Annotated in this window: 25 protein-coding genes; 18 read left to right on the forward strand and 7 right to left on the reverse strand. The window is 66.4% G+C overall.

Translation table 11 applies throughout. The features are described from left to right. Nucleotides 1–30: 30 nt before the first annotated feature. Both ABFP37_RS00175 and purU read right to left on the reverse strand, forming a co-directional pair. Nucleotides 31–390 carry a class I SAM-dependent methyltransferase gene (locus tag ABFP37_RS00175; RefSeq protein ID WP_078030171.1) on the reverse strand — a complete coding sequence of 120 codons (360 nt, stop codon included), beginning with the start codon at nucleotides 388–390 and terminating at the stop codon, nucleotides 31–33. Between the two features lie 122 nt (nucleotides 391–512). Then, nucleotides 513–1,373, reverse strand: coding sequence for a formyltetrahydrofolate deformylase (gene purU, locus ABFP37_RS00180; protein WP_347032395.1), 861 nt, complete (start codon nucleotides 1,371–1,373; stop codon nucleotides 513–515). A gap of 305 nt (nucleotides 1,374–1,678) precedes the next feature. Between purU and glyA the strand changes: the two genes are divergently transcribed. The 13 genes from glyA (at nucleotide 1,679) to ABFP37_RS00245 (ending at nucleotide 13,414) form a co-directional block, all read left to right on the forward strand. Next, nucleotides 1,679–2,986, forward strand: a complete 1,308-nt coding sequence (gene glyA / locus ABFP37_RS00185) for a serine hydroxymethyltransferase (protein ID WP_347032396.1) — start codon at nucleotides 1,679–1,681, stop codon at nucleotides 2,984–2,986. Between the two features lie 8 nt (nucleotides 2,987–2,994). Continuing rightward, nucleotides 2,995–3,888 carry a bifunctional methylenetetrahydrofolate dehydrogenase/methenyltetrahydrofolate cyclohydrolase gene (locus ABFP37_RS00190; RefSeq protein ID WP_078030215.1) on the forward strand — a complete coding sequence of 298 codons (894 nt, stop codon included), beginning with the start codon at nucleotides 2,995–2,997 and terminating at the stop codon, nucleotides 3,886–3,888. 109 nt (nucleotides 3,889–3,997) lie between these two features. Continuing rightward, nucleotides 3,998–5,173, forward strand: coding sequence for a sensor histidine kinase (locus ABFP37_RS00195; RefSeq protein ID WP_347032397.1), 1,176 nt, complete (start codon nucleotides 3,998–4,000; stop codon nucleotides 5,171–5,173). Then, entirely contained in the window at nucleotides 5,170–5,835 is a 666-nt protein-coding gene (locus ABFP37_RS00200) for a response regulator transcription factor (protein WP_347032398.1), read from the forward strand. The genes ABFP37_RS00195 and ABFP37_RS00200 overlap by 4 nt, the downstream gene beginning before the upstream one ends. Nucleotides 5,836–6,024: 189 nt before the next feature. Then, the gene (locus ABFP37_RS00205) at nucleotides 6,025–6,324 is read left to right on the forward strand and encodes an SHOCT domain-containing protein (RefSeq protein ID WP_139362952.1); all 300 of its coding nucleotides are present in this window, start codon (nucleotides 6,025–6,027) and stop codon (nucleotides 6,322–6,324) included. Between the two features lie 139 nt (nucleotides 6,325–6,463). Continuing rightward, nucleotides 6,464–7,417, forward strand: a complete 954-nt coding sequence (locus ABFP37_RS00210) for an ABC transporter ATP-binding protein (protein WP_347032399.1) — start codon at nucleotides 6,464–6,466, stop codon at nucleotides 7,415–7,417. After that, nucleotides 7,410–8,285, forward strand: a complete 876-nt coding sequence (locus ABFP37_RS00215; RefSeq protein ID WP_260680817.1) for an ABC transporter permease — start codon at nucleotides 7,410–7,412, stop codon at nucleotides 8,283–8,285. The genes ABFP37_RS00210 and ABFP37_RS00215 overlap by 8 nt, the downstream gene beginning before the upstream one ends. Further along, complete coding sequence (locus ABFP37_RS00220; RefSeq protein WP_078030166.1) at nucleotides 8,282–9,115, forward strand: ABC transporter permease; 834 nt, start codon at nucleotides 8,282–8,284, stop codon at nucleotides 9,113–9,115. The genes ABFP37_RS00215 and ABFP37_RS00220 overlap by 4 nt, the downstream gene beginning before the upstream one ends. Nucleotides 9,116–9,188: 73 nt before the next feature. Beyond that, nucleotides 9,189–9,752 (forward strand): hypothetical protein, encoded by a 564-nt coding sequence (locus ABFP37_RS00225; protein ID WP_078030165.1) that lies wholly within the window; start codon nucleotides 9,189–9,191, stop codon nucleotides 9,750–9,752. Between the two features lie 10 nt (nucleotides 9,753–9,762). Next, the gene (locus ABFP37_RS00230; RefSeq protein WP_078030212.1) at nucleotides 9,763–10,596 is read left to right on the forward strand and encodes an exodeoxyribonuclease III; all 834 of its coding nucleotides are present in this window, start codon (nucleotides 9,763–9,765) and stop codon (nucleotides 10,594–10,596) included. Nucleotides 10,597–10,613: 17 nt separating this feature from the next. Continuing rightward, the gene (gene trpS / locus ABFP37_RS00235) at nucleotides 10,614–11,699 is read left to right on the forward strand and encodes a tryptophan--tRNA ligase (protein WP_347032400.1); all 1,086 of its coding nucleotides are present in this window, start codon (nucleotides 10,614–10,616) and stop codon (nucleotides 11,697–11,699) included. Between the two features lie 4 nt (nucleotides 11,700–11,703). Beyond that, nucleotides 11,704–12,312: a 2'-5' RNA ligase family protein gene (locus ABFP37_RS00240; protein ID WP_078030164.1), complete on the forward strand. Its 609-nt coding sequence runs from the start codon at nucleotides 11,704–11,706 to the stop codon at nucleotides 12,310–12,312. Further along, nucleotides 12,233–13,414 (forward strand): YihY/virulence factor BrkB family protein, encoded by a 1,182-nt coding sequence (locus ABFP37_RS00245; RefSeq protein ID WP_347032401.1) that lies wholly within the window; start codon nucleotides 12,233–12,235, stop codon nucleotides 13,412–13,414. Before ABFP37_RS00240 ends, ABFP37_RS00245 begins: the two co-directional genes overlap by 80 nt. Here the strand turns inward: ABFP37_RS00245 and ABFP37_RS00250 are convergent. The 5 genes from ABFP37_RS00250 to sdhC all read right to left on the reverse strand — a co-directional run bounded on the left by ABFP37_RS00250 (nucleotide 13,371) and on the right by sdhC (nucleotide 17,834). After that, the gene (locus ABFP37_RS00250; protein ID WP_347032402.1) at nucleotides 13,371–14,141 is read right to left on the reverse strand and encodes an alpha/beta fold hydrolase; all 771 of its coding nucleotides are present in this window, start codon (nucleotides 14,139–14,141) and stop codon (nucleotides 13,371–13,373) included. The two genes, ABFP37_RS00245 and ABFP37_RS00250, sit on opposite strands and share 44 nt — an antisense overlap. Before the next feature lie 116 nt (nucleotides 14,142–14,257). Then, nucleotides 14,258–15,040 carry a succinate dehydrogenase iron-sulfur subunit gene (locus ABFP37_RS00255; protein ID WP_078030161.1) on the reverse strand — a complete coding sequence of 261 codons (783 nt, stop codon included), beginning with the start codon at nucleotides 15,038–15,040 and terminating at the stop codon, nucleotides 14,258–14,260. A gap of 1 nt (nucleotide 15,041) precedes the next feature. Continuing rightward, complete coding sequence (gene sdhA, locus ABFP37_RS00260; protein ID WP_078030160.1) at nucleotides 15,042–16,841, reverse strand: succinate dehydrogenase flavoprotein subunit; 1,800 nt, start codon at nucleotides 16,839–16,841, stop codon at nucleotides 15,042–15,044. Between the two features lie 102 nt (nucleotides 16,842–16,943). Next, nucleotides 16,944–17,405, reverse strand: coding sequence for a succinate dehydrogenase hydrophobic membrane anchor subunit (locus tag ABFP37_RS00265; RefSeq protein ID WP_078030159.1), 462 nt, complete (start codon nucleotides 17,403–17,405; stop codon nucleotides 16,944–16,946). A gap of 3 nt (nucleotides 17,406–17,408) precedes the next feature. Further along, nucleotides 17,409–17,834, reverse strand: coding sequence for a succinate dehydrogenase, cytochrome b556 subunit (sdhC, locus tag ABFP37_RS00270; protein WP_347032403.1), 426 nt, complete (start codon nucleotides 17,832–17,834; stop codon nucleotides 17,409–17,411). 213 nt (nucleotides 17,835–18,047) lie between these two features. Between sdhC and ABFP37_RS00275 the strand changes: the two genes are divergently transcribed. The 5 genes from ABFP37_RS00275 (at nucleotide 18,048) to ABFP37_RS00295 (ending at nucleotide 22,550) form a co-directional block, all read left to right on the forward strand. Continuing rightward, nucleotides 18,048–19,181, forward strand: coding sequence for a sugar phosphate nucleotidyltransferase (locus tag ABFP37_RS00275; RefSeq protein ID WP_078030157.1), 1,134 nt, complete (start codon nucleotides 18,048–18,050; stop codon nucleotides 19,179–19,181). Nucleotides 19,182–19,241: 60 nt separating this feature from the next. Then, a complete protein-coding gene (locus tag ABFP37_RS00280) occupies nucleotides 19,242–20,441 on the forward strand; it encodes an amidohydrolase (RefSeq protein ID WP_078030156.1) in 1,200 nt (399 codons plus the stop codon). Nucleotides 20,442–20,576: 135 nt separating this feature from the next. Then, nucleotides 20,577–21,011, forward strand: a complete 435-nt coding sequence (locus ABFP37_RS00285; RefSeq protein ID WP_347032404.1) for a MarR family transcriptional regulator — start codon at nucleotides 20,577–20,579, stop codon at nucleotides 21,009–21,011. 76 nt (nucleotides 21,012–21,087) lie between these two features. Then, the gene (locus ABFP37_RS00290) at nucleotides 21,088–21,522 is read left to right on the forward strand and encodes an organic hydroperoxide resistance protein (RefSeq protein WP_347032566.1); all 435 of its coding nucleotides are present in this window, start codon (nucleotides 21,088–21,090) and stop codon (nucleotides 21,520–21,522) included. Next, nucleotides 21,519–22,550, forward strand: coding sequence for an NADP-dependent oxidoreductase (locus tag ABFP37_RS00295; RefSeq protein ID WP_078030153.1), 1,032 nt, complete (start codon nucleotides 21,519–21,521; stop codon nucleotides 22,548–22,550). Before ABFP37_RS00290 ends, ABFP37_RS00295 begins: the two co-directional genes overlap by 4 nt. The last annotated feature ends 239 nt before the right edge of the window (nucleotides 22,551–22,789 follow it).

Below are 22,789 nucleotides of genomic sequence, written 5' to 3' on the forward strand. Positions count from 1 at the left end.
GCCTAGGACACCCAGTCGGGCTGGCCGGGGCTAGGGGAGGACGACGGCGATCGGCGCGCCTGGCGCGGCCACGCGCTCCAGTTCACGCACGACGCCGTCCGCCTCGTCGGCGGTGAGCCCCGCCAAGGCCTGCACCGCCCAGATAGCCGGGAAGACATGGTCCGCAAACGGCAGGCTTGCGGGTTCCGCCACCGAGACGCTCAGCCGGCGGGAAACGGCATAGCGGACGTTCCCGTCGAATGGATCCACGCCCGTGTAGTGGATGCCCGCCCGGACGAACCTGATTCCGTCGTCGCCCGGACCGCAGCACACCTCCAGCACGGAGCGGAGGCCCTGTGCCTTGAGCAGGGCGATGAACGGTTCCAGTGAGGTTTCCGTGAGCAAGGTCATGGTATTAACCAGTCTCAGTTAAAACATCCGGGGTTGGAAGCCGCGGAGGCAAAGGCCGGACGCCATGACGATCTGTTTCCGGCGTCCCGGACAGACACCACGCCTCAGTCAGGGGCCACGGCTCAGTTGAAGACCACGGTCCGGTTGCCGTCCAGGAGCACCCGGTGCTCGGCGTGCCACTGCACCGCCTGAGCGAGCGTGCGTCCTTCCACATCCCTGCCCATCTGCACAAACTGCTCCGGAGTCCGCGCGTGGTCCACGCGGATCACTTCCTGTTCGATGATGGGGCCCTCGTCCAGCGCGGCGGTGACGTAGTGCGCGGTGGCGCCGATCAGCTTCACGCCGCGGGCGTGGGCCTGGTGGTAGGGCTTGGCGCCTTTAAAGGAAGGCAGGAAGGAATGGTGGATGTTGATGGCCTTGCCCGTCAGCTCGGTGCACAGGTCGTCGGAGATGATCTGCATATAGCGCGCCAGCACGGTCAGTTCTATGCCTTCTTCGGCAATGATCTTCCGCAGCTGGTCCTCGGCCTGCACCTTGGTGTCCGCGGTGACCGGAATGTAGTGGAAGGGAATGCCGTAGAACTCAGCCAATCCGGCGAGGTCGCGGTGGTTGGAGACGATCGCCGGGACCTCGATGGGCAGGGTGCCGGAGCGCTGCAGGAACAGGAGGTCGTTGAGGCAGTGCGCGGACTTGCTCGCCATGAGCAGCGTGCGGACCTTCTGGCCCACCGGGTGGAGGCTCCACTGCATGCCGAAGGCCTCGGCAACAGGTTCCAGCGCGGCCTGGACCGCTGCCCGGGAAGCGGTGGTAGTGGCTTCCACCCGCATGAAGAACGTCCCGGTGGACTGGCTGCCGTACTGCTGCGAGTCCGTAATATTGCAGCCGGCCACCAGAAGGGCGCCGGCGACGGCGTGGACGATTCCGGGGCGGTCGGGGCAGGACAGGGTTACTACGTACGCTTTGGCGAGCTGGTCATCAATCACGAAGAACAGCCTACCCGCGAGGACGCCCGGCATTTGGTAGTCTGTTGGGGTCGCAACTGGCGTTGGGTGGCTAACCACCAGGGAGCGGCATTCACGAAGACCACGGATCGTACGCCTGGGCCGAGGGTCATGTTATGCCGGAAGATCGCTGCGCTTCTCCAAGTGCGCGTTTCCCCGGTGCGTTACAGCGCCTTTGCGGACTCGTGTCCGGGACGGGTCCCTTGGGCTTGTCATCAAAGGGCGGAGCAGCGCCCCAGCCGGTAGCCTGACCTTAGCAGTGCCCATCCCTAGCCAGGAGTTTCTTCGTGACTACTTCACCGACTTCCGTCAGCACTTCCTCCACCGTCAGCAACCAGCCGCTGGCTGAGCTCGATCCCGAGATCGCCGCAGTCCTGGACCAGGAGCTTGGCCGCCAGCGCGGCACCCTGGAAATGATCGCCTCCGAAAACTTTGCGCCGCGCGCCGTGATGGAAGCCCAGGGCTCCGTCCTGACCAACAAGTACGCCGAGGGTTACCCGGGCCGCCGCTACTACGGCGGCTGCGAGTACGTAGACATCGCCGAGCAGCTCGCAATCGACCGCGTCAAGGAACTGTTCGGCGCGGAGTACGCCAACGTCCAGCCCCACTCCGGCGCGCAGGCCAACGCCGCGGCACTCTCCGCCATGATCACCCCCGGTGACAAGATCCTGGGCCTGTCCCTCGCGCACGGCGGCCACCTCACCCACGGCATGAAGCTCAACTTCTCCGGCAAGCTCTACAACGTGGCTGCGTACCAGGTGGAGCAGGACAACTTCCGCATCGACATGGACAAGCTGCGCGAACAGGCCATCGCCGAAAAGCCGCAGGTGATCATTGCCGGCTGGTCCGCCTACCCGCGCCACCTCGACTTCGCCGCCTTCCGCTCCATCGCCGATGAAGTGGGCGCCCTCCTCTGGACCGACATGGCGCACTTCGCCGGCCTCGTTGCCGCGGGCCTGCACCCGAGCCCGGTGCCGCACTCCGACGTCGTCACCTCCACCGTGCACAAGACCCTCGCCGGCCCGCGCTCCGGCGTGATCCTGGCCAAGCAGGAATGGGCCAAGAAGCTCAACTCCAACGTCTTCCCGGGGCAGCAGGGCGGCCCGCTCATGCACGTCATCGCGGCGAAGGCCGTGGCCTTCAAGATCGCCGGCACCGCGGAGTTCAAGGAGCGCCAGGAGCGCGTCCTCGAAGGCGCCAAGATCATCGCCGACCGCCTCAACCAGTCCGATGTGGCCGAGGCCGGCGTTTCCGTCCTCACCGGCGGCACCGACGTGCACCTGGTCCTGGTTGATCTGCGCAACTCGCAGCTGGACGGCCAGCAGGCCGAAGACCTCCTGCACTCCGTGGGCATCACGGTCAACCGCAACGCCGTCCCATTCGACCCCCGCCCGCCGATGGTCACCTCGGGCCTGCGCATCGGCACCCCGGCACTGGCTACCCGCGGCTTCGGCGCGCAGGAATTCACCGAGGTCGCGGAGATCATCGCCACCGCGCTGAAGGCCGGCTCGGGCACCGACGTCGAGGCCCTGCAGGCCCGCGTGGACAAGCTCGCCGCCGACTTCCCGCTGTACCCGCAGCACGAGCAGTGGTGACCCCGTCCATGGCGCAGACCGCGAAGATCCTTGACGGCAAGGCAGCCGCTGCCGCCATCAAATCCGAGCTGGCTGAGCGTGTCGCGGCGTTGAAGGCCCACGGCGTCACCCCGGGCATCGCCACTGTGCTCGTGGGCGCGGACCCTGCCTCGCAGCTGTACGTGTCCATGAAGCACAAGCAGTCTGTGGAGATCGGGATGAACTCGATCCAGCGTGAGCTTCCGGCGGACGCCACCCAGGCCCAGGTTGAGGCTCTTATTGACGAACTCAATGCGGACCCCGCCTGCCACGGTTACATCGTGCAGCTGCCGCTGCCCAAACACCTGGACACCGACGCCATCCTCGAGCGGATCGACCCCGCCAAGGATGCCGACGGGCTGCACCCGACCAACCTGGGCCGGCTGGTGCTCAACGTCAACGGCGAGATCACCTCGCCGCTGCCGTGCACGCCCCGCGGCGTCATCGAGCTCCTGGAGCGGAACGGCTACAGCCTCTCGGGCAAGCACGTCGTGGTGGTCGGCCGCGGCGTCACGATCGGCCGCTCGATCGGGCTGCTGCTCACCCGGCGCGCCGTGAACGCCACCGTGACGCTGACGCACACCGGCACCAAGAACCTCTCGGAGCTGCTCCGGCAGGCGGACGTCATTGTGGGCGCGGCAGGTGCAAAGCACATCGTCAAGGCTGCGGACATCAAGCCTGGCGCGGCCGTGCTGGACGTCGGCGTCACCCGTGAAACCGACCCCGAGACGGGCAAGAGCAAGGTCCATGGCGACATCGATCCCGCCGCCGCCGAGGTGGCAGGCTGGATTTCGCCGAACCCCGGCGGGGTCGGTCCCATGACCGTGGCGCTGCTCATGACCAACGTGGTCGAAGCCGCGGAACGAAAAGCGGGACTCGCTTAGTCGCCCCGAGCTCAACCAGCAGCACCGTAGGGCGCCTACTCCTCCGGGAGTAGGCGCCCTACGCCGTTAAGCAGACGACGATCAGCACCTCCGCCGCTAGGCTCGGACTATGCAGCGCCGTTTCCGTGGACCGCCCACCGCCGTCATCGTGGCCGTGGTGGCGCTGATCCAGGTGGTCGGCACGGTTTTCGCCTCCGCGAGGCAGCCTGACCACCGGCCGCTGGATGCCCTCGCCGTCGCCCTGCTGCTGGCGGGTCCGGCCGCTTTATCGCAGCGCCGGCGCGCCCCGCTGGTCATGCTTCCCGTCGCGGCAGCCGCTGCGGGGGCGTATTTGGCGCTCGGTTACGCCTGGGGTCCGGTGGTTCTGTCGCTGGCGCTGGCCATCGTGTTCTCCGCTGCTGCGGGCAAGCGCTGGCAAACCTGGGCCGTGGCTGGAGCGTGCGGCACGGCGCTGGTGGCCGTGTCACTGTCGCGCGGCGATGAGGCAGCCTTGCTCCGGGCCTTCGCCGGCACTGCGTGGCTGGCCATCCTGGTGCTCCTGGGGGAGGGGGCCAGGCTCCGTAGTGAACGCGTGGCCGAACGGCGCCGGCAGCGGGAGGCCCGGGAGCAGGCGGCCCGCGACGAGTACCGCCTCACCCTCGCCCGCGACATCCATGACGTCGTGGCGCATTCGCTATCCCTGATCAACGTCCGCGCCTCGGTGGCGCTCCATCTGGGCGAGAAGGATCCCGAGCAGTTCCGCCCGGCACTGGAAGCGATCAAGGCTGCGAGCAAGGACTCGCTCGCCGAGATCCGCCAGCTCCTCGGCGTCCTGCGGGACGACGCCCCGCTTAGCCCGGCGCCTCCGCCGCGGCTGTCGCAGATCCCGGCGCTCGCGGACAACGCCCGGCGGGCAGGGCTGGAGGTGAGGGTGAGCCAGCCGGATCCGGACGCAGCCCCCCAGATTCCGGACGCGGTCCAGGAGGCCGCCTACCGGATCGTCCAGGAAGCGCTGACGAACGTGGTGCGGCACGCAGGCGCCGGACAGGCCGCCGTCGTCCTTTCCGTTCAGGCCGCCGGCACAGCGCAGACCGCCGGACTGCTCACCGTGACCATTGACGACGACGGCGCCGGCGCGGCGGGCGTGCCGGACGGCAACGGCGTGACCGGGATGCGAGAGCGGACGGCCGCCCTGGGCGGCACGCTGGAGCTGGCTTCACTGGATCCGGGCTGGCGGGTCCGGGCCGTGATCCCTCTGCCTGAGGAGACAACCCCCGGTTCCCGGAACCCGGACGGCCGGCCATGATCCGCATCCTGCTGGCGGACGATCAGACCCTTATCCGCGCCGGATTCCGCGCCCTGTTGAGCGCGGAACCGGACATGACGGTGGTGGCCGAGTGCGGCACCGGCCGTGATGCCGTGCGGCTGGCGGCCCGCGAACATCCCGATGTGGTGCTCATGGATATCCGCATGCCGGACGGCGACGGGCTCGAGGCCACCCGGCAGATCATGGCCGGCAAGGACCTCGCGGGCACGCGCATCATCATCCTGACCACCTTTGAACTGGACGAATACATCGCCGAGGCCGTCCGGGCCGGCGCCGCGGGATTCCTGGTCAAGGACACCGAGCCGGAGGAGTTGCTCCGTGCGGTGCGCGTGGTCCACGACGGCGACGCGCTGCTGTCGCCATCGGTCACCCGCCGCATTATGGCCCAGCTCGCGGTCCAGTCGCGGGCGGCGGCACCGCCGGCCTCTCTGGACCAGATCACGGAGCGCGAACGCGAGGTCCTGCGGCTCGTGGGCGAGGGGCTGAACAACGCCGAGATTGCCGAGCGGCTGTTCATCACGCCGCTCACGGCCAAGACCCACGTCTCCCGGATCATGACCAAGCTGCTGGTCCGTGACCGGGCGCAGCTGGTGGTGCTCGCCTACGAATCCGGTCTGGTGCGTCCGGGCTGGGCCGGCTGACGGCGTGACCCTCTGACGGCGTGACCCCCGGGCGGCGTGACCCCCCGGGCGGCGCAGCCGGGGGCCTCCCGGCGGAGTATGCCGGCCGCCTAAGGTGACTCCCGACGGCGGACGCCAGGCGGGCGCTTCACGGCCAGACTCGATGCAGAGCCGAAATACGGCCCGGTATTGAGAGTTTGGATGATTGACATGTTTACCGACCTTGCCACCACCGTTACGGCAGCGGCCTCCCAGCTTCCTGCCGACCTTGCCGCCCATGGACCTTGGGGCGGCGGCGGATTCTCGCCGTGGTTCCTGCTTTTTCCGCTGTTCTGGATCCTGGTGATCGGACTGTTCATCTTTTTCGCCCGGCGTACCTGGCGGCGGAACCACGAATGGGCCACCGCCCGGGGCGGGGAAAGCCTCCTCCGGGAGCGCTACGCACGCGGCGAGATCAACGAATCTGAGTACCGCGAGCGGCTCAAGGTGCTGCGCGGCGACCAAAAATAATGTCGGTTCCGGGACGCCTGCCGGCGCCACGCACAACGAATGGATCTTTCGAGACCGGGCTATTCCTTTGACCCCCCGGGCGTACTAGCTTAGGGGGGTGCCCGAACTCCATTCCGCTCAAGAAACGTCCAAAGAGCCTGTGTCCGCCAAAGAAGCCGGAACCGCACCGCCCCACTACGTGATCACCGCGGAAAACCTGACCAAGACCTACGGCGACGTCACCGCCGTCGACGGTATTTCCTTCAGCGTTCCCGCGGGGGAGTCGTTCGGGCTGCTCGGCCCCAACGGTGCCGGCAAGTCCACCACCATGAAGATGATCGGCGGGGTGTCGCAGCGGACGTCGGGCAGCCTGACCATCATGGGCCTGGATCCGGAACAGCACGGGCCGGAGGTCCGTGCGCACCTGGGGGTGGTGCCCCAGCAGGACAACCTTGACGAGGAGCTCAAGGTCCGGGACAACCTCCTGGTCTACGGGCGCTATTTCGGCCTGCCGATGAGCTACCTCAGGCCCAAGGCGGACGAGCTCCTGGAATTCGCGCAGCTCACGGACAAAGCCAAATCCAAGGTGGACGCGCTGTCAGGCGGCATGAAACGCCGCCTGACCATCGCGCGCTCGCTCATCAACGAGCCCCGCATCCTCCTTCTTGACGAACCCACCACGGGACTTGACCCGCAGGCGCGGCACATCCTCTGGGACCGCCTGTTCCGGCTCAAGGAACAGGGCGTCACACTGATCCTCACCACGCACTACATGGACGAAGCCGAACAGCTCTGCGACCGCCTCATCGTGGTGGACAAGGGCAGGATCATGGCGGAAGGATCGCCGGCAAGCCTGATCCGGGAGTACTCCACCCGCGAGGTGCTCGAGCTGAGGTTCGGCTCCGAGCGGAACGCCAGCATCGGCGCGGAACTCGAGGGCATCGGCGAACGGCTGGAGACACTTCCCGACCGTGTCCTCATCTACACCCACGACGGCGAGGCGGCCCTGGAGGAAGTCTCGGGCCGCGGCCTGCGCCCGCTCACCTCGCTGGTGCGCAGATCGTCGCTGGAGGACGTATTCCTCCGGCTTACCGGCAGGAGCCTCGTTGACTGAGCCGTCTTTTGCCGAGGACGTGACGGCACGTCCGACGGCGGCACCTCCTTTGCGTGCCCACTCGCCGGAGGTTTCCGCGGCCAAGGCGCGCCGGTGGGGCGCGTTCTACTATGCCGAGCAGGTGCTGCGCGTCATGAAGGGGTACGGCTGGTCCATCTTCCTGTACAGCGTGGGGCAGCCGGCGGCCTACCTGTTTGCCATGGGCGTCGGCCTGGCCACCCTGGTGGACACCAACACCACCGCAATCTTCGGCGGCGTGAGTTACATCGCCTTCATCGCCCCCGCCCTGCTCATCTCCGCCGCCGTCATGACGGCGGCCACCGAGTTCACGTTCCCGGTGATGGACGGCTTCAAATGGCGGCGGGTCTACTACGGCCCCCATGCGTCCCCGCTGACCCCGGAGCAGATAGCGGGCGGGCAGGTCATCGCCGTGACCTTCCGCTTCCTCCTGCAGTCCGTCATCTACTTCGCCATCGTGGCGCTGTTCGGAGCGTCGCCGAGCGGCTGGGGCTGGGGTTCCGTGGTGGTGGCGACCCTCGCCGGGCTCTCGTTCGGGCTGCCACTGATGGCCTACGCCGCCTCCATCAAGGAGGACAAAGGCCAGTTCGCCATGGTCATGAGGTTCATCGTGATGCCGCTGTTCCTGTTCTCCGGCACCTTCTTCCCGCTGGATACGCTGCCCGTGCTGGTCCGCTGGATCGGCTGGATCTCGCCCATCTGGCATGGCACCGAATTGGGCCGTGTCATGACCTACGGCTACGAGGAATCCCCGGTGCTGACCATCATCCACGTCCTCTTCCTGCTCGGCCTCGCCTGGCTGGGATGGGTCCTCACCAAGCGCCAATTCGTCAGGAGGATGGGGCAGTGACAGTCCTGACCCAGGGCCACAGCGTCACGGAAGAGGCTCGGAACCGGCGTTTCGGCCCGCTGTATTCCCGAAACGTCAGGGCGGTGGTCGGACGTGGCCTGATGGCCACCAAGAGCAGCAACTGGATGGTCATGCTGTCCGGGTTCTTCGAGCCCGTGCTGTTCCTGCTCTCCATGGGGGTCGGCATGGGCGCCGTGGTGGGGTCCGTCCAGGGCCCGGGCGGCCAGGAGATCAGCTACGCGGCCTACATCGCGCCCGCCCTCCTCGCCGTGTCCGCGATGAACGGGGCGGTGTACGACTCAACCTGGAACGTCTTCTTCAAGATGAACTTCGCCAAGCTCTACCAGGGCATGCTCTACACCTCGCTGGGGCCGCTGGACGTGGCGATGGGGGAGATCTTCCTGGCGCTGCTGCGCGGGCTGTTGTACGCCACAGGGTTCACCGCCGTCATGGGCCTCATGGGACTGATCACCACGCCGTGGGCCCTCCTGATGGTTCCGGCCTCGGTCCTCATCGCGTTCGGCTTTGCCAGCTTCGGGATGGGCATCACCAGCTTCATGAAGACGTTCCAGCAAATGGACTGGATCAACTTCATCATGCTTCCCATGTTCCTGTTCAGCGCCACCTTCTATCCGCTCAGCGTGTACCCCGAGTACATCCAGTGGCTGATCCAGGCAATGCCACTGTGGCACGGCGTTGAGCTGCTGCGGGAGATCAGCGCGGCCACCTTCACGCCCGCCACCGCCATCCACATCGGCTATTACCTGGTGATGATCGTGCTCGGGCTCATGCTGACCACCGGCCGGCTCAGGAGCCTGTTCCTCAAGTAGCCGGCCGCGGCGCGCTGTTCGCCGGCGGTGGAAGCGTGCGGGGCAGGCCGCAGGGGTTTGAGACAATAGCTGCATGCAATCTCTGGGCAGCCCCAAGTCTTCGTCCAACCCGTCCAAGGGCGGATTCTCCATGTTCCGCATCAGCGGACCCGGCCTGATGGTCCTGGTCACGGCCTTCGTGGTGGCCGTCATCTTCGCCGCCAACCAGAACGACGTCGTGGGCTGGGTCGTGGCTGTCATCGCACTGTTCTGGCTGCTGCTGGCGTCCTTCGTGGTTTTCAGTATCCAGAAGGCCGCGAAGAAGGCAGGGGCGAAGCTCAACGAGGCGCAGAACGCCTTCAACGCAGCTGCCGGGCGCGCGCCGTCGCGGGTTTCCACGGACCAGGGCGGAACCCGCCTCGTGGGCCAGCGCGGCGAAGCCGAGGAAATCCGGGATTTGAAGCTCGACCACTCCTTCAAGATCGTGCAGGTCCAGGTGCGGGTAGTGGAGAACGAGCGTGCCAAGGGCGACGCCGCGGACCAGGACACCATCCGCCGCGCCCTCGAGACCATCGAGATCACGGCCACCAACGCCCGCGACATGATCAAGTCCTCCGGCGACTCCGGTGAGCCCGTGACCGGAACCATCATCGACTAGAGTGGAACGGGTGAGCTCGGCATTGAAGAAGGACCACCTTCGCATCGCAACAGTCAACGTAAACGGCCTTCGCGCTGCCTACAAGAAGGGCATGGCCGAGTGGCTGGCGCCCCGCGAGGTGGACATCCTGACGCTGCAGGAAGTCCGCGCGCCTGACGCGATCGTCCACCAGCTCCTTGGCGAAGGCTGGCACATCCTGCACGCGGAGGCCGAGGCCAAGGGCCGCGCCGGCGTCGCCATTGCCTCCCGGGCCGAGCCGGTCGCCACGCGCACCCACATCGGCGATGACTACTTCGAGACGGCCGGGCGCTGGGTGGAGGCGGATTTCCGTGTCACGGACGCTGCGGGCAATCCTGCCCAGCTGACCGTGGTGAGCGCCTACGTGCACTCCGGCGAGGTTGATACTCCGAAGCAGGTGGACAAGTTCCGATTCCTGGACGTCATGACCACCCGCCTGACCGAGCTGTCCAAGCACAGTGACCATGCACTGGTCACAGGCGACCTGAACGTAGGCCACACGGAGCTGGATATCAAGAACTGGAAGGGCAACGTCAAACGTGCGGGGTTCCTTCCGGAGGAGCGTGCCTACTTTGACCGCTTCTTCGGCGAGGAGATCGGCTGGAAGGATGTTCACAGGGGCCTGGCGGGTAACGTCAACGGCCCCTACACTTGGTGGTCGCAGCGCGGCCAGGCCTTCGACAACGACTCGGGCTGGCGCATCGACTACCACATGGCCACCCCGGGCCTCGCCGCCGCAGCAGTTTCCGCCGTCGTGGACCGGGCCCCCTCGTGGGACACACGTTTCTCTGACCACGCACCGCTGGTAGTGGACTACCAGCTCTAGTCTTAAGGCTTCGACGAATGACCTCCACCCCAACCGTGACCGACGCCGCAGCTTCCGAGCAGCCCGTTGCCGGAATCCAGCAGGACACCGGCATCCGGCACCGCATCCTTTCCGGAATGCAGCCGTCCGCGGACTCGCTGCACCTCGGCAACTACCTGGGCGCCCTCGTGAACTGGGTGCGGATGCAGGATGAGTACGACGCCATCTTCTTCATCCCGGACCTGCACGCCATCACCGTCCCGCAGGACCCCCACGAGCTTGCCCGCCGCACCCGCGTCACCGCCGCCCAGTACATTGCCGGTGGCGTGGACGTGGACAAGTGCACGTTGTTCGTCCAGTCCCAGGTGCCCGAGCACGCGCAGCTGGCCTGGGTCCTGAACTGCATCACGGGCTTCGGCGAGGCCTCCCGCATGACGCAGTTCAAGGACAAGGCGCACAAACAGGGCTCCGAGCACGCCAGCGTGGGGCTGTTCACCTACCCCGTCCTCCAGGCCGCGGACATCCTGCTTTACCAGCCGCACGGCGTGCCGGTGGGCGAGGACCAGCGGCAGCACGTGGAGCTCAGCCGCGACCTCGCCGCCCGGTTCAACACCAGGTTCGGCAAGGCGTTCACGGTTCCCGAGCCCTTCATCCAGAAGGAATCGGCGAAGATTTACGACCTTCAGCACCCCACCGCCAAGATGTCGAAGTCCTCGGAATCTCCGGCCGGCCTGATCAACCTGCTCGATGACCCCAAGGTCACCGCCAAGCGGATCAAATCTGCCGTGACGGATACCGAGACGGAAGTCCGGTTCGACCGCGAGGCCAAACCCGGCGTCTCCAACCTGCTGACCATCTACTCCGCCATCACCGGCCAGAGCGTCGAGCAGCTCGTCAAGGCCTACGAAGGCAAGATGTACGGCCACCTGAAGGTGGATCTGGCCGAGGCAGTGACCGAGCACCTGACGCCGATCCGCAGCCGCGCCAATGAACTGCTTGCAGACCCCGCCGAGCTGGACCGACTCCTTGCGCTGGGGGCGGACAAGGCGCGCGAGATTGCGTCGGCCACCCTGCAGGACGTCTATGCCAAGGTCGGATTCCTTCCATACGCCGGAGCCCGCTAGACCGATGCCCGCTCCCACGCCCGCCAACAGCGGAGTCAGCAACAGAATGAGCCTCGGGGTCATTCTGGGCTTCCCGCCTGAGATCGCCGAGGAACTGCAGCGATGGCGGGCGTCCTTCGGGGACCCCATGGCCACGGTCATCCCTGCGCACATCACCCTCGTCACCACCACACCCACGCAGGACTGGGAGACGGCCCGGGACCACGTCCGCGCGGTGGCGCGCACGCAGGCTCCGTTCATGGTCACCATCGCCGGGACGGGCTCCTTCCGGCCTGTTTCGCCCGTGGTGTTCATCAATGTGGAGGAAGGCTTCGGCGCCTGCGTTGAACTCCACGAAAAACTGCAGACCGGGCCGCTGGAACGCGATCTGCCCTTTGCCTACCACCCGCATGTGACGATTGCCCACGACGTCGCCCCGGAGAGCCTCGACGAGGCCGAAACAGTGCTGAAGGACTACAGGGCGACCTTCCCCGTGGTTAGCATGGGACTTTACGAGCACGACGCAGACGGTATTTGGCAGCTACGGGAAGAGCTTGACTTTGGTACCGAACCAGACGGCGAACGAGACACACTCCGAGCAGCAGACGCCGACGGAGCAGCCGCTACCCACTGAGCGTGCCCGCCTCAAGCTGGAGGTCATCCGCAAACAGGTGGAGTGGGGCAAGGCACGCAGGTCAGGCGCCGGTACGGCGGCCCAGGCCATGGCGTTGTTACAGTGGCTGCTCGCCCGGCTGAACGCGTTCCGGCCCATGCGGTCGTGGCAGCACTACACCCTCCAGCATGGCCCGCTGATGAGCGCCGGCATCGGGTTCAACATGTTCTTCTCCATCACCGGCCTGCTTACCACCGGATTCTCCGTCGCCGGGCTCGTGCTCCGCGGCCAGCCGGTGCTGCTGGACCGGATCATCGCCAGCGTCTCGGAAAGTGCGCCGGGCCTGCTCAAGGTCAACGGGGGCGACGGGCTGGTGGACCCGAAGGACCTCCTGAACCCTGATGGCCTCGGCTGGACCGCGGTCATCGCCGCCGTCGTCACCGTGATCACGTCGCTGGGCTGGATCGCCGGACTCCGCGAGGGCCTCCGCGGCGTCATGCGCCTGGGGCCGCTGAAACTCAACCCGGTGATCATGAAACTGCATGACGCCGGAACCCTGCTGCTGCTCGGCGTCGTGCTCGTCATCAGCTCCGGCGCGTCGCTCGTGTTCGGAACCGCGGCCGGCTGGGTGATCGAGCAGCTCCGGATGGACGCCGCCGTCGCCGTGCCGCTCGCGGCAGTGATCAAGATCGCCGTTCCGCTGGTGCTCAACTGGGTCACGGCAGTCATCATGTTCAGGCTGGCAGGGGGACTCAAACTTTCCCGTCAGGCACTGCTGGAGGGAACCATTCTCGCCGGAGTCGGCACCACAATCCTGCAGGTCTTCAGCACCGAGCTGCTGGCGGGCGCCGGACGCAATCCCATCCTGGCGCCGTTCGCGATCATCATCGGACTGCTGATCTGGTTCAACCTCGTCAGCCAGGTGTACCTCGTGGCAGCGGCGTGGTCCGCCATCCGCGAGGAAGACCTCAAGGCCGCTCCTGCCGCCAAGCCAACAGGCTGGGGATCACGCCAGGTGCAGCCCGGGAAGACGCCCGTGGAGCGCCACCACCCGGCCGAGCACCCGCGCCCGGTGGGCGTTACCGCCCGGCGTCGAGGTACTGATCGGCCCACGCCGCGATAATCTTTGCGGCCCGGGCCGCCTGGCCCTTGCCCGTCAGCAGGTGGTCGCTGCCCTCGAGGGACACGAAGTTCCTCGGATGGCGCGCCGTCTGGAAGATCGTGCTGGCGTTCTCGATGCCCACGGTGTTGTCCGTGGGGGAGTGCAGGACCATCAGCGGCTTGTGCAGCCGCTTGATGCAGTCGGTGAGGTCGGCGTTTTCGAGGTCCTCCACGAAGTGCCGGCGGATCTCCACGCGCTTGCCGCCGAGGTCCACCTCGGCACTGCCTTCGCTGAGGATCTTGTCCAGGGCTGCGTCAAAGACGTGGGCCACGTGCTTGGGTGAAAACGGCGCGCCGACCGTGGCCACGGCGTCGAGCTCCGGTATTTCGGAGGCGGCCGCAAGGACGGCGGCGCCGCCAAACGAGTGGCCCACCAGGAGCGAGACCGGCCGGCCTTCGGCGCGCATGTACTCTGCAGCGCGGACAGTGTCGGCCACCTTATGGCTGAAGGACCCCTCGGACCACATGCCGGCGGAATCGCCCAGGCCCAGGTTGTCGAAGCGGAGCATGCCGATCCCGTCGTCCGCCAGCGCCTTGCACATCCGCGACGCCGCGGGGCTGTCCTTGCCCAGCGTGAAGCCGTGCGAGAACACCCCCCAGCCCTTGACGGGCCCGTCGGGCAGGTCAATGATCCCGGACAGCATCTCGCCGGTGGACCCTTCAAACGTGATTTTCTCGGAACGTGACATGAGGCCCCTTGGTGACGGCGGAGATGTTGCGGTGGTAATCGTTAAACGACGGCGGCGCCACCCACCGCACGCTTGCCGCGCAGGGTGAGAGACGCCGTCGTCCGCGGTGACCTTTACTAGATCTTGCGGGAGAGAATTGCCTGCTTGACCTCGGCAATCGCCTGCGTGACCTGGATGCCTCGCGGACACGCTTCGGAGCAGTTGAAGGTGGTGCGGCAGCGCCACACGCCTTCCTTGTCGTTCAGGATCTCCAGGCGCATATCGCCGGCATCATCACGGGAATCGAAGATGAACCGGTGGGCGTTGACAATCGCGGCCGGGCCGAAGTACTGGCCGTCCGTCCAGAAAACCGGGCAGGACGACGTGCACGCGGCGCACAGGATGCACTTGGTGGTGTCGTCGAAGCGCTCACGGTCCTCCGCGGACTGCAGGCGTTCCTTGGTGGGCTCGTGGCCCCGGTTGATCAGGAACGGCATGACCTCGCGGAAGGACTGGAAGAACGGTTCCATGTCCACGATCAGGTCCTTTTCAACCGGCAGGCCCTTGATGGGCTCAACGGTGATGGGCTTCGTGGTGTCCAGGTCCTTGAGCAGGGTCTTGCAGGCAAGGCGGTTGCGGCCGTTGATGCGCATGGCATCGGAGCCGCAGACGCCGTGGGCGCAGGAACGGCGGAAGGAAACGCTGCCGTCCACTTCCCACTTGATCTTGTGCAGGGCGTCCAGCACACGGTCCGTGCCGTACATGGTCAGCTTGAAGTCATCCCAGCGGGCTTCTTCGGAAACCTCGGGGTCGTAGCGGCGGACGCGCAGGGTGATGTCGAAGGTGGGGATTTCTCCGCCGCCTCCCACATGGGCAGGCAGCTCGATCTTTGAGGCTGGCTCAGCAAGTTCAGCGGACATATTAGTACTTCCTCACCATCGGCTCGTAGCGCGTAAATACAACCGGCTTGGTGCCAAGCCGAATCCCGGCAATGCTCTCCGCGGATCCGTCCGCGGGAGCGTGCTCGTCCTTGTACGCCATGGAGTGCTTCATGAATTTTTCGTCGTCGCGTTCCGGGAAGTCCTCGCGGAAGTGGCCGCCGCGCGATTCCTCGCGGTGCAGGGCAGCAACCGTCATGACCTTCGCCAGTTCCAGCAGGAAGCCGAGTTCAACGGCCTCCAGGAGGTCCAGGTTGAAGCGCTTGCCCTTGTCCTGGACGTTGATGCGCTTGTAGCGCTCCTCGAACGAGGCGATGTCCTTCAGGACCTGGTTGAGGGTTTCGGCCGTGCGGAACACCTGCATGTTGGCGTCCATGGTGTCCTGGAGTTCCTTGCGGATCTGGGCCACCTTCTCGTCACCGGTGCCGTTGCGGGCAATGTTGAGGAGCTCAATCGTGTAGGCCTCCGGGTCCTCCGGCAGTTCCACGAAGTCCGCCGTCTTGGCGTACTCGGCGGCGGCGATGCCGGCGCGCTTGCCGAACACGTTGATGTCCAGCAGCGAGTTGGTGCCGAGGCGGTTGGAGCCGTGCACGGAAACGCAGGCCACTTCACCGGCTGCGTAGAGGCCCGGCACCACGGTGTCGTTGTCCTGCAGGACCTCGGTGGTGATGTTGGTGGGGATGCCGCCCATGGCGTAGTGGGCCGTCGGGAAAACGGGCACCGGCTCCGTGTAGGGCTCGACGCCGAGGTACGTGCGGGCGAACTCGGTGATGTCCGGCAGCTTCGCGTCGATGTGCGCCGGCTCCAGGTGCGTCAGGTCCAGGAGGACGTAGTCCTTGTTCGGTCCGCAGCCGCGGCCTTCGCGGACCTCGTTGGCCATGGAGCGGGCCACGATGTCACGCGGGGCGAGGTCCTTGATGGTGGGGGCGTAGCGCTCCATGAAGCGTTCGCCCTCGGAGTTGCGCAGGATGGCGCCTTCGCCGCGTGCAGCCTCGGAAAGCAGGATGCCCAGGCCGGCAAGGCCGGTCGGGTGGAACTGGAAGAACTCCATGTCCTCCAGGGGGATGCCGCGGCGGAACGCGATGCCCATGCCGTCACCGGTCAGGGTGTGGGCGTTGGACGTGGTCTTGAAGACCTTGCCCGCGCCGCCGGAGGCGAACACCACGGACTTGGCCTGGAACACGTGCAGTTCGCCGGAAGCGAGGTCGTAGGACACGACGCCGGCAACGCGTTTCTGCTTGTACGGCGTGCCGTCCTCGCGGACGGCGTCTTCCTCGACGGTCAGGAGGTCCAGGACGTAGTACTCGTTGTAGAACTCGACGTTGTGCTTGACGCAGTTTTGGTAGAGCGTCTGCAGGATCATGTGGCCGGTGCGGTCGGCTGCGTAGCAGGCGCGGCGGACCGGGGCCTTGCCGTGGTCACGGGTGTGGCCGCCGAAGCGGCGCTGGTCGATGCGGCCCTCGGGCGTGCGGTTGAACGGCAGGCCCATCTTCTCGAGGTCCAGCACTGCGTCGATGGCCTCCTTGGCCATGACTTCGGCGGCATCCTGGTCAACCAGGTAGTCGCCGCCCTTGATGGTGTCGAACGTGTGCCATTCCCAGTTGTCTTCTTCGACGTTGGCCAATGCCGCACACATGCCGCCCTGCGCCGCGCCCGTGTGGGAGCGGGTGGGGTAGAGCTTGGTCAGTACTGCTGTTCGCGCGCGCTGACCGGATTCGATCGCGGCGCGCATGCCAGCGCCACCGGCACCGACGATGACGACGTCGTACTTATGGACCTGCATACCAGACGCTCTTTCTCTCAAAATTCGCAATAAAACAACGGGCGGGCTGAAGCCGGCTCCGCAAAACAGAAGCCCGCCGGACGGGCGGGCAGCCGCGGTTTGCTACGCGGGGCAGAAGCCGCCGGGCAGCTGGACGCCGTTCACGACCGGGCACGGGTTGAAGGTGAAGATCACCAGGGTGCCCAGGATGATGATGACGGCGGCGGCGGTGAAGAGGACCATCTTGAGCCAGAAGCGGGTGGCGTCCTTCTCGGCGTAGTCGTTGATGATGGTGCGGACGCCGTTGGTGCCGTGCAGCATGGCGAGCCAGAGCATGGCGAGGTCCCAGAACTGCCAGAACGGGTCAGCCCACTTGCCGGCCACGAAGCCGAAGTCGATGGCGTGGATGCCCTCGCCCACCAGGAGGTTGACGAAGAGGTGGCCGAAGATCAGGACAACCAGCACCACGCCGGAGAGCCGCATGAAGAGCCATGCAAGCATTTCGAAGTTGCCGCGGGAGCTGCCGCCGCGGCGGTACTTCGGAGCGATGCCGCTGCGCGGGGAGGGGATCTGCGTTGCAGTCATGGCTTAGTGACCTCCGAGTGCGAGGGACAGGTGGCGGATGGCGAAAGCCACGATGGTGACGATCCAGAGGCCCAGCACTACCCAGAGCATCTGGCGCTGGTATTTGGCACCCTTCTTCCAGAAGTCGACGGCGATGATCCGCAGGCCGTTGAAGGCATGGAACACGATCGCTGCGACGAGGCCCGTTTCACCCAGGGCCATCAGCGGGTTCTTGTAGGCACCGATCACAGCGGTGTAGGCCTCCGGCGAGACCCTCACAAGGGAGGTGTCCAGCACATGGACCAACAAGAAGAAAAAGATCACAACACCGGTAATACGGTGTCCAACCCAGGACCACATGCCTTCACGGCCGCGGTACAAGGTGCCAGCTGGTTTCGTCGGCACTGAATAAACCTCCCTGCAACACAGCGGCGCTGGCGTGGGATCCACGCGGGGGGAACGCCTACTGCGAGAGCACTCGTAGCTCAGGCCTAAATCTAGGCTTCGCTCACAGCTTATTCAATTCAGGTGGTCCTTGGTGACCACGTACTGTACGGTTTTTCGCGGATTTTGAGACGAACGCCACATTCGGTTCCCACTGTGTCCGCAGTGCTGGCGGCGTTGCGGGGGCTTGGCCGGGGTCGTCGGCTAAAGTAGGCCGTGATGAGTAAAGACAAAGTGATAAGCCAGGATTCACCTCTCAGCCGTTTTATTGCTGTGATTCCTGCAGGCGGTGTGGGGACCCGCCTCTGGCCTCTGTCACGTGCAGCAGCTCCCAAATTCCTTCATGACCTCACCGGTTCCGGAAGCACGCTTTTGCGCGCCACTTACGACCGGCTCGAGCCCCTTGCGGGCAATCGCGTCCTGGTTGTCACCGGGACCGCGCACCGCGCGGCAGTCTGCCGCCAGCTGCCGGAGGTCCAGGACGGCGACCTCGTCCTGGAAAGCGAGCCGAAAGACTCCGGCGCCGCCATCGGCCTGGCCGCAGCCATCCTGCACCAGCGGGATCCGGACATCATCATGGGCTCCTTCGCCGCCGACCAGGTGATCAGCCCGGACGAGCTTTTCCAGGACGCCGTCCGCGAAGCCATTCACACTGCAGCGGCAGGCAAGATTGTCACCATCGGCATCAAGCCGACGCACCCGTCCACCGGATTCGGCTACATCCGGTCCGGCGCGTCGCTTCACATTCCCGGAGCGCCCAGCGCCCAGGCTGTGGTCGAGTTCGTTGAGAAACCGGACGAGGACGTCGCCCAGCAGTACGTGGACAGCGGCGAATACGTATGGAACGCCGGCATGTTCGTCGCCCCCGTGGCCCTCATGCTCAAGCACCTGGAAGCAAACCAGCCCGTCCTGTTCAACGGACTGCAGGAAATTGCCGAGGCCTGGGACACGCCGCATCGTGACGAAGTCACCGCGCGCATCTGGCCCACGCTGCCCAAGATCGCCATCGACTATGCGGTGGCCGAGCCAGCCGCGGCCGCCGGGGACGTCGCCGTCGTGCCCGGAACCTTCCGCTGGGACGACGTCGGCGACTTCGCCTCCGTTGGCAGGCTCAACAGCGCCAAGGAAGTGGACGAGGTCACTGTCCTCGGTGAAGGCGCGCGCGTCTTCACCGAAAACGCCAGCGGCGTGGTGGTCTCGGACACCAAGCGCGTCATCGCGCTGATCGGGATCAAGGACGTGGTCATCGTGGACACCCCTGATGCGCTGCTGGTCACCACCAAGCAGCATGCCCAGCGCGTGAAGCAGGCCGTGGACGCCCTGAAGGCCAGCGGCGACACCGACGTCCTCTAACACGCCGTAACGCGGCGAAGGCGATGCCGCTATTCTTTCGGCCCTCGCTACAGTTGAGGTGTGCGCAATTACACTACTGAAGCTGAGCCCACCGCGCTGGTGGGGCCGTGGCTCGAACCGCTCCTGCCGGAACTGATCGATTTTCGCCGGGATTTGCATGCGCACCCCGAACTATCGTTCAAGGAGTTCCGCACCACCGACAAGCTCGTGGAACGGCTGGAGGCCGCAGGCCTGGAGCCGCGGCGGCTCGAGGGCACCGGCCTGACAGTCGACGTCGGCGAGGGTCCCATCGCCACCGCGCTGCGCGGCGACATCGACGCCCTGCCCATCATCGAGGAAACCGGCCTGCCCTTCGCCTCGAAGAACCACGGCGTCACCCACGCCTGCGGCCACGACGTCCACACCACCACCATGCTGGGCATCGCCCTGGTGCTGCACCGCATGCACCAGGAGGCCCCCCTGGGCGGTTCGGTCCGGATCATTTTCCAGCCGGCCGAGGAAACCATGCCGGGCGGCGCTCACGCCTGCATCGAGCAGGGCGTCCTGGACGGCGTGCCGCGCATCCTGGCCCTGCACTGCGACCCCCGAATCAACGTGGGCAAGATCGGGACGCGCATCGGCGCCATCACCTCGGCGTCGGACACGATCAAGATCGAACTCAGCGGCCGCGGCGGCCACACGTCCAGGCCGCACCTCACCGAGGACCTGGTCTTCGCGCTCTCGCAGATTGCCGTGAATGTCCCCGCCGTGCTGTCCCGCCGGGTGGATGTCCGCAGCGGCGTATCGGTGGTGTGGGGGCAGATCAATGCCGGCTCGGCGCCGAACGCGATTCCGGGCACCGGCTACATGGCCGGCACCATGCGCTGCCTGGACCGCGACGCCTGGCACAGCGCCGGCGAGCTGCTCGACGAAGTGGTGCAGCAGGTGGCCGCCCCCTACGGCGTGGATGTCCACCTGGAGCACACCCGCGGCGTGCCGCCGGTGGTCAACTCGGAGCACGAGACTGCGCTCATCGAGGCCGCGGCCCGCGCTGAGATCGGCGAAGGCGCCGTTGTCCTGACCCCGCAGTCCATGGGCGGCGAGGACTTCGCCTGGTTCCTCGCCGAGCTCCCTGGTGCCATGATGCGCCTGGGCACCAAGACCCCCGGCGGCGAGGAGTACGACCTCCACCGCGGCGACTACATCCTGGACGAGCGCGCCGTGGGCTACGGCATCCAGGTGCTCACGGCCGCGGCCCTCCGCACCATCCGCGACCTCTAGGCCCCTTCCCCTATCCAGCGCGAACTGGCAGCTAATTCCCTCAAACTCCGGGTTTGCGGGCATCAGCTGCCACTTCGCGCTTGCTTTTTGCCAAGGTAAGTTGTGCACAATGGAATTGTGGGCTAGCGTTATAGCATGACCGACGCTCCCCGCCTTGACCGCCAGGTGTGCTTTGCGCTCTATGCAGCATCCAGGGCGGCCACCGCCGTCTACCGGCCGCTGCTGGACGGGCTCGGCCTGACCTACCCGCAGTACCTCGTGATGCTGGTGCTGTGGGAAAACGAACCCCGCGGCGTGCGGGAACTGGGGGAGGAGCTGGGGCTCGACTCCGGCACGCTCTCACCACTGCTCAAGCGGCTCGAAGCCATGGGGCTGGTGGAACGCCGCCGCTCCGCAGAGGACGAGCGCCGCGTGGCCGTGCATCTGACCGCGGACGGCACGGCCCTCAGCAGCAAGGCCTCCGGCATCCCCCAGCGCCTCGCCGACGCCGCCGGCCTGAGTCCCCGGGAGCTTGACCAGCTCCGCGAAACCCTGGGCAAGCTCACTGCCGCCCTGCACGATTCGCACTGACGCTCTATTCCGGCCCCAACCCGATACCCCTGGCACCGCACCAGACCCGGATTCCGAAACCATCAGAACGGAACTTATCTTGAAGACTCTCTACACTGCCGAGGCCCTCGCTTCCGGCGAAGGCCGCGACGGCTCCGCACGCACCAAGGACGGCAAGCTGGACGTGATCCTGGCCAGCCCCGTGGAGCTCGGCGGAAACGGCCAGGGCACCAACCCGGAACAGCTCTTCGCTGCCGGCTATGCCGCCTGCTTCCATTCGGCCCTCCGCGTGGTGGGCCGCCAGGAACGCGCCGACCTCACCGATTCCGCCGTGGCGGCGAAGATCCACTTCGGCGCCCTCGACGGCGGTGACGGCTACGGACTGGCGGCCGAACTTGAGATCGCCCTGCCGGCACTGGACCGGGCCGCCGCCGAGGCGCTCATGGCCAAGGCGCACAGGATCTGCCCCTACTCCAACGTGACCCGCGGCAACATGGATGTGGCCCTGAACCTCGTGGAGTTCGCAGCATGAGCGGCAGCCAGGACCGGGCCCTGCCCGCTGTGACCCGCGAAATCCAGCTGGCCTCGCGCCCAGTGGGCCGCCCCGCCCCGGAGGACTTCCGGCTCGCCGAAAGTCCGCTCCCTGAGCTGCGGGACGGGCAGGTGCTGGTCCGGAACCAGTTCATCTCGGTGGATCCGTACATGCGGGGCCGCATGAACGACGTCAAATCCTACTCAGCACCGTTTGCGCTGGATAAGGCGCTCGACGGCGGGGCAGTGGGTGAGGTGATCGCGTCCCGCGCCGCCGACCGCAAGGTGGGGGACGCCGTCGTGCATCACCTCGGCTGGCGGGAGTATGCCGTGGTGGACGCCGCCGCAACCACGCCCGCGCGCACCGACCTCGCCCCGGCGTCCGCCTTCCTCGGCGCGCTGGGCATGACCGGTCTCACCGCCTACGCCGGCCTGCTGAAGGTGGCCGGGTTCAAGGCCGGGGACGCCGTGTTCGTCTCCGGTGCTGCCGGCGCCGTCGGCTCGCTCGTGGGGCAGATCGCCAAGGCCATGGGCGCCTCCCGGGTGATCGGCAGCGCCGGCTCGCCGGAGAAGGTGGCCCGCCTCCTGGAGCTGGGCTTCGACGCGGCCTTCAACTACCGCGACGCCCCCGTCCTGGACCAGCTCAAAGCTGCCGCCGGCGGACGCGGGATCGACGTCTACTTCGACAACGTGGGCGGGGACCACCTCGAGGCCGCGCTGTCCGTCCTGAACGTCGGCGGCCGCGTGGCCATGTGCGGCGCCATCGCGCAGTACAACTCAACCGAACCGCCGGCTGCTCCCCGCAATCTTGCCCTGGCGATCGGCAAGCAGCTGACGCTGAAGGGATTCCTGGTGAGTAGCTACCGGCAGTACGCCGGCGAGTTTGCCGAGCACATGGCCGGCTGGCTGGCCGATGGCACCGTGTCCTACGACGAAACCGTGGTGGACGGCCTCGAGAACGCGCCGCAGGCCTTCATTGACCTCCTGGACGGAGCGAACACCGGAAAAATGGTCGTCCGCATCCAGTAGCAACAAGAGCGCGAACGAAGACTTGAGGCCCTGTTTCGGCGACGATTCAGGGCCTCAAGTCTTCGTTCGTGCTGTCTTTGGCGGGGCTGCCGTGATGCTCCGCGGCCCGGGTGCAGGTGCCCGGCTACTGATAGGTAACAAGTTCTCAACAATCTTCGTTTTCGGCCGCCGATGTGTTATCCGGACGTGGCGCAGGCCACTACAGTGGCTTTCATAAGTGCGCTTCGGCGCAGTGCTGC

The organism is Burkholderia sp. RS01 (assembly GCF_039748055.1).
Classification (GTDB): Bacteria; Actinomycetota; Actinomycetes; order Actinomycetales; family Micrococcaceae; genus Arthrobacter.

Coding starts and splice junctions, on each gene's coding strand:
- ABFP37_RS00175 (WP_078030171.1), bottom strand. CDS start 390: ATGACCTTGCTCACGGAAACCTCACTGGAACCGTTCATCGCCCTGCTC.
- ABFP37_RS00190 (WP_078030215.1), top strand. CDS start 2,995: ATGGCGCAGACCGCGAAGATCCTTGACGGCAAGGCAGCCGCTGCCGCC.
- ABFP37_RS00195 (WP_347032397.1), top strand. CDS start 3,998: ATGCAGCGCCGTTTCCGTGGACCGCCCACCGCCGTCATCGTGGCCGTG.
- ABFP37_RS00200 (WP_347032398.1), top strand. CDS start 5,170: ATGATCCGCATCCTGCTGGCGGACGATCAGACCCTTATCCGCGCCGGA.
- ABFP37_RS00205 (WP_139362952.1), top strand. CDS start 6,025: ATGTTTACCGACCTTGCCACCACCGTTACGGCAGCGGCCTCCCAGCTT.
- ABFP37_RS00225 (WP_078030165.1), top strand. CDS start 9,189: ATGCAATCTCTGGGCAGCCCCAAGTCTTCGTCCAACCCGTCCAAGGGC.
- trpS (WP_347032400.1), top strand. CDS start 10,614: ATGACCTCCACCCCAACCGTGACCGACGCCGCAGCTTCCGAGCAGCCC.
- ABFP37_RS00240 (WP_078030164.1), top strand. CDS start 11,704: ATGCCCGCTCCCACGCCCGCCAACAGCGGAGTCAGCAACAGAATGAGC.
- ABFP37_RS00250 (WP_347032402.1), bottom strand. CDS start 14,141: ATGTCACGTTCCGAGAAAATCACGTTTGAAGGGTCCACCGGCGAGATG.
- ABFP37_RS00255 (WP_078030161.1), bottom strand. CDS start 15,040: ATGTCCGCTGAACTTGCTGAGCCAGCCTCAAAGATCGAGCTGCCTGCC.
- sdhA (WP_078030160.1), bottom strand. CDS start 16,841: ATGCAGGTCCATAAGTACGACGTCGTCATCGTCGGTGCCGGTGGCGCT.
- ABFP37_RS00265 (WP_078030159.1), bottom strand. CDS start 17,405: ATGACTGCAACGCAGATCCCCTCCCCGCGCAGCGGCATCGCTCCGAAG.
- ABFP37_RS00275 (WP_078030157.1), top strand. CDS start 18,048: ATGAGTAAAGACAAAGTGATAAGCCAGGATTCACCTCTCAGCCGTTTT.
- ABFP37_RS00285 (WP_347032404.1), top strand. CDS start 20,577: ATGACCGACGCTCCCCGCCTTGACCGCCAGGTGTGCTTTGCGCTCTAT.
- ABFP37_RS00295 (WP_078030153.1), top strand. CDS start 21,519: ATGAGCGGCAGCCAGGACCGGGCCCTGCCCGCTGTGACCCGCGAAATC.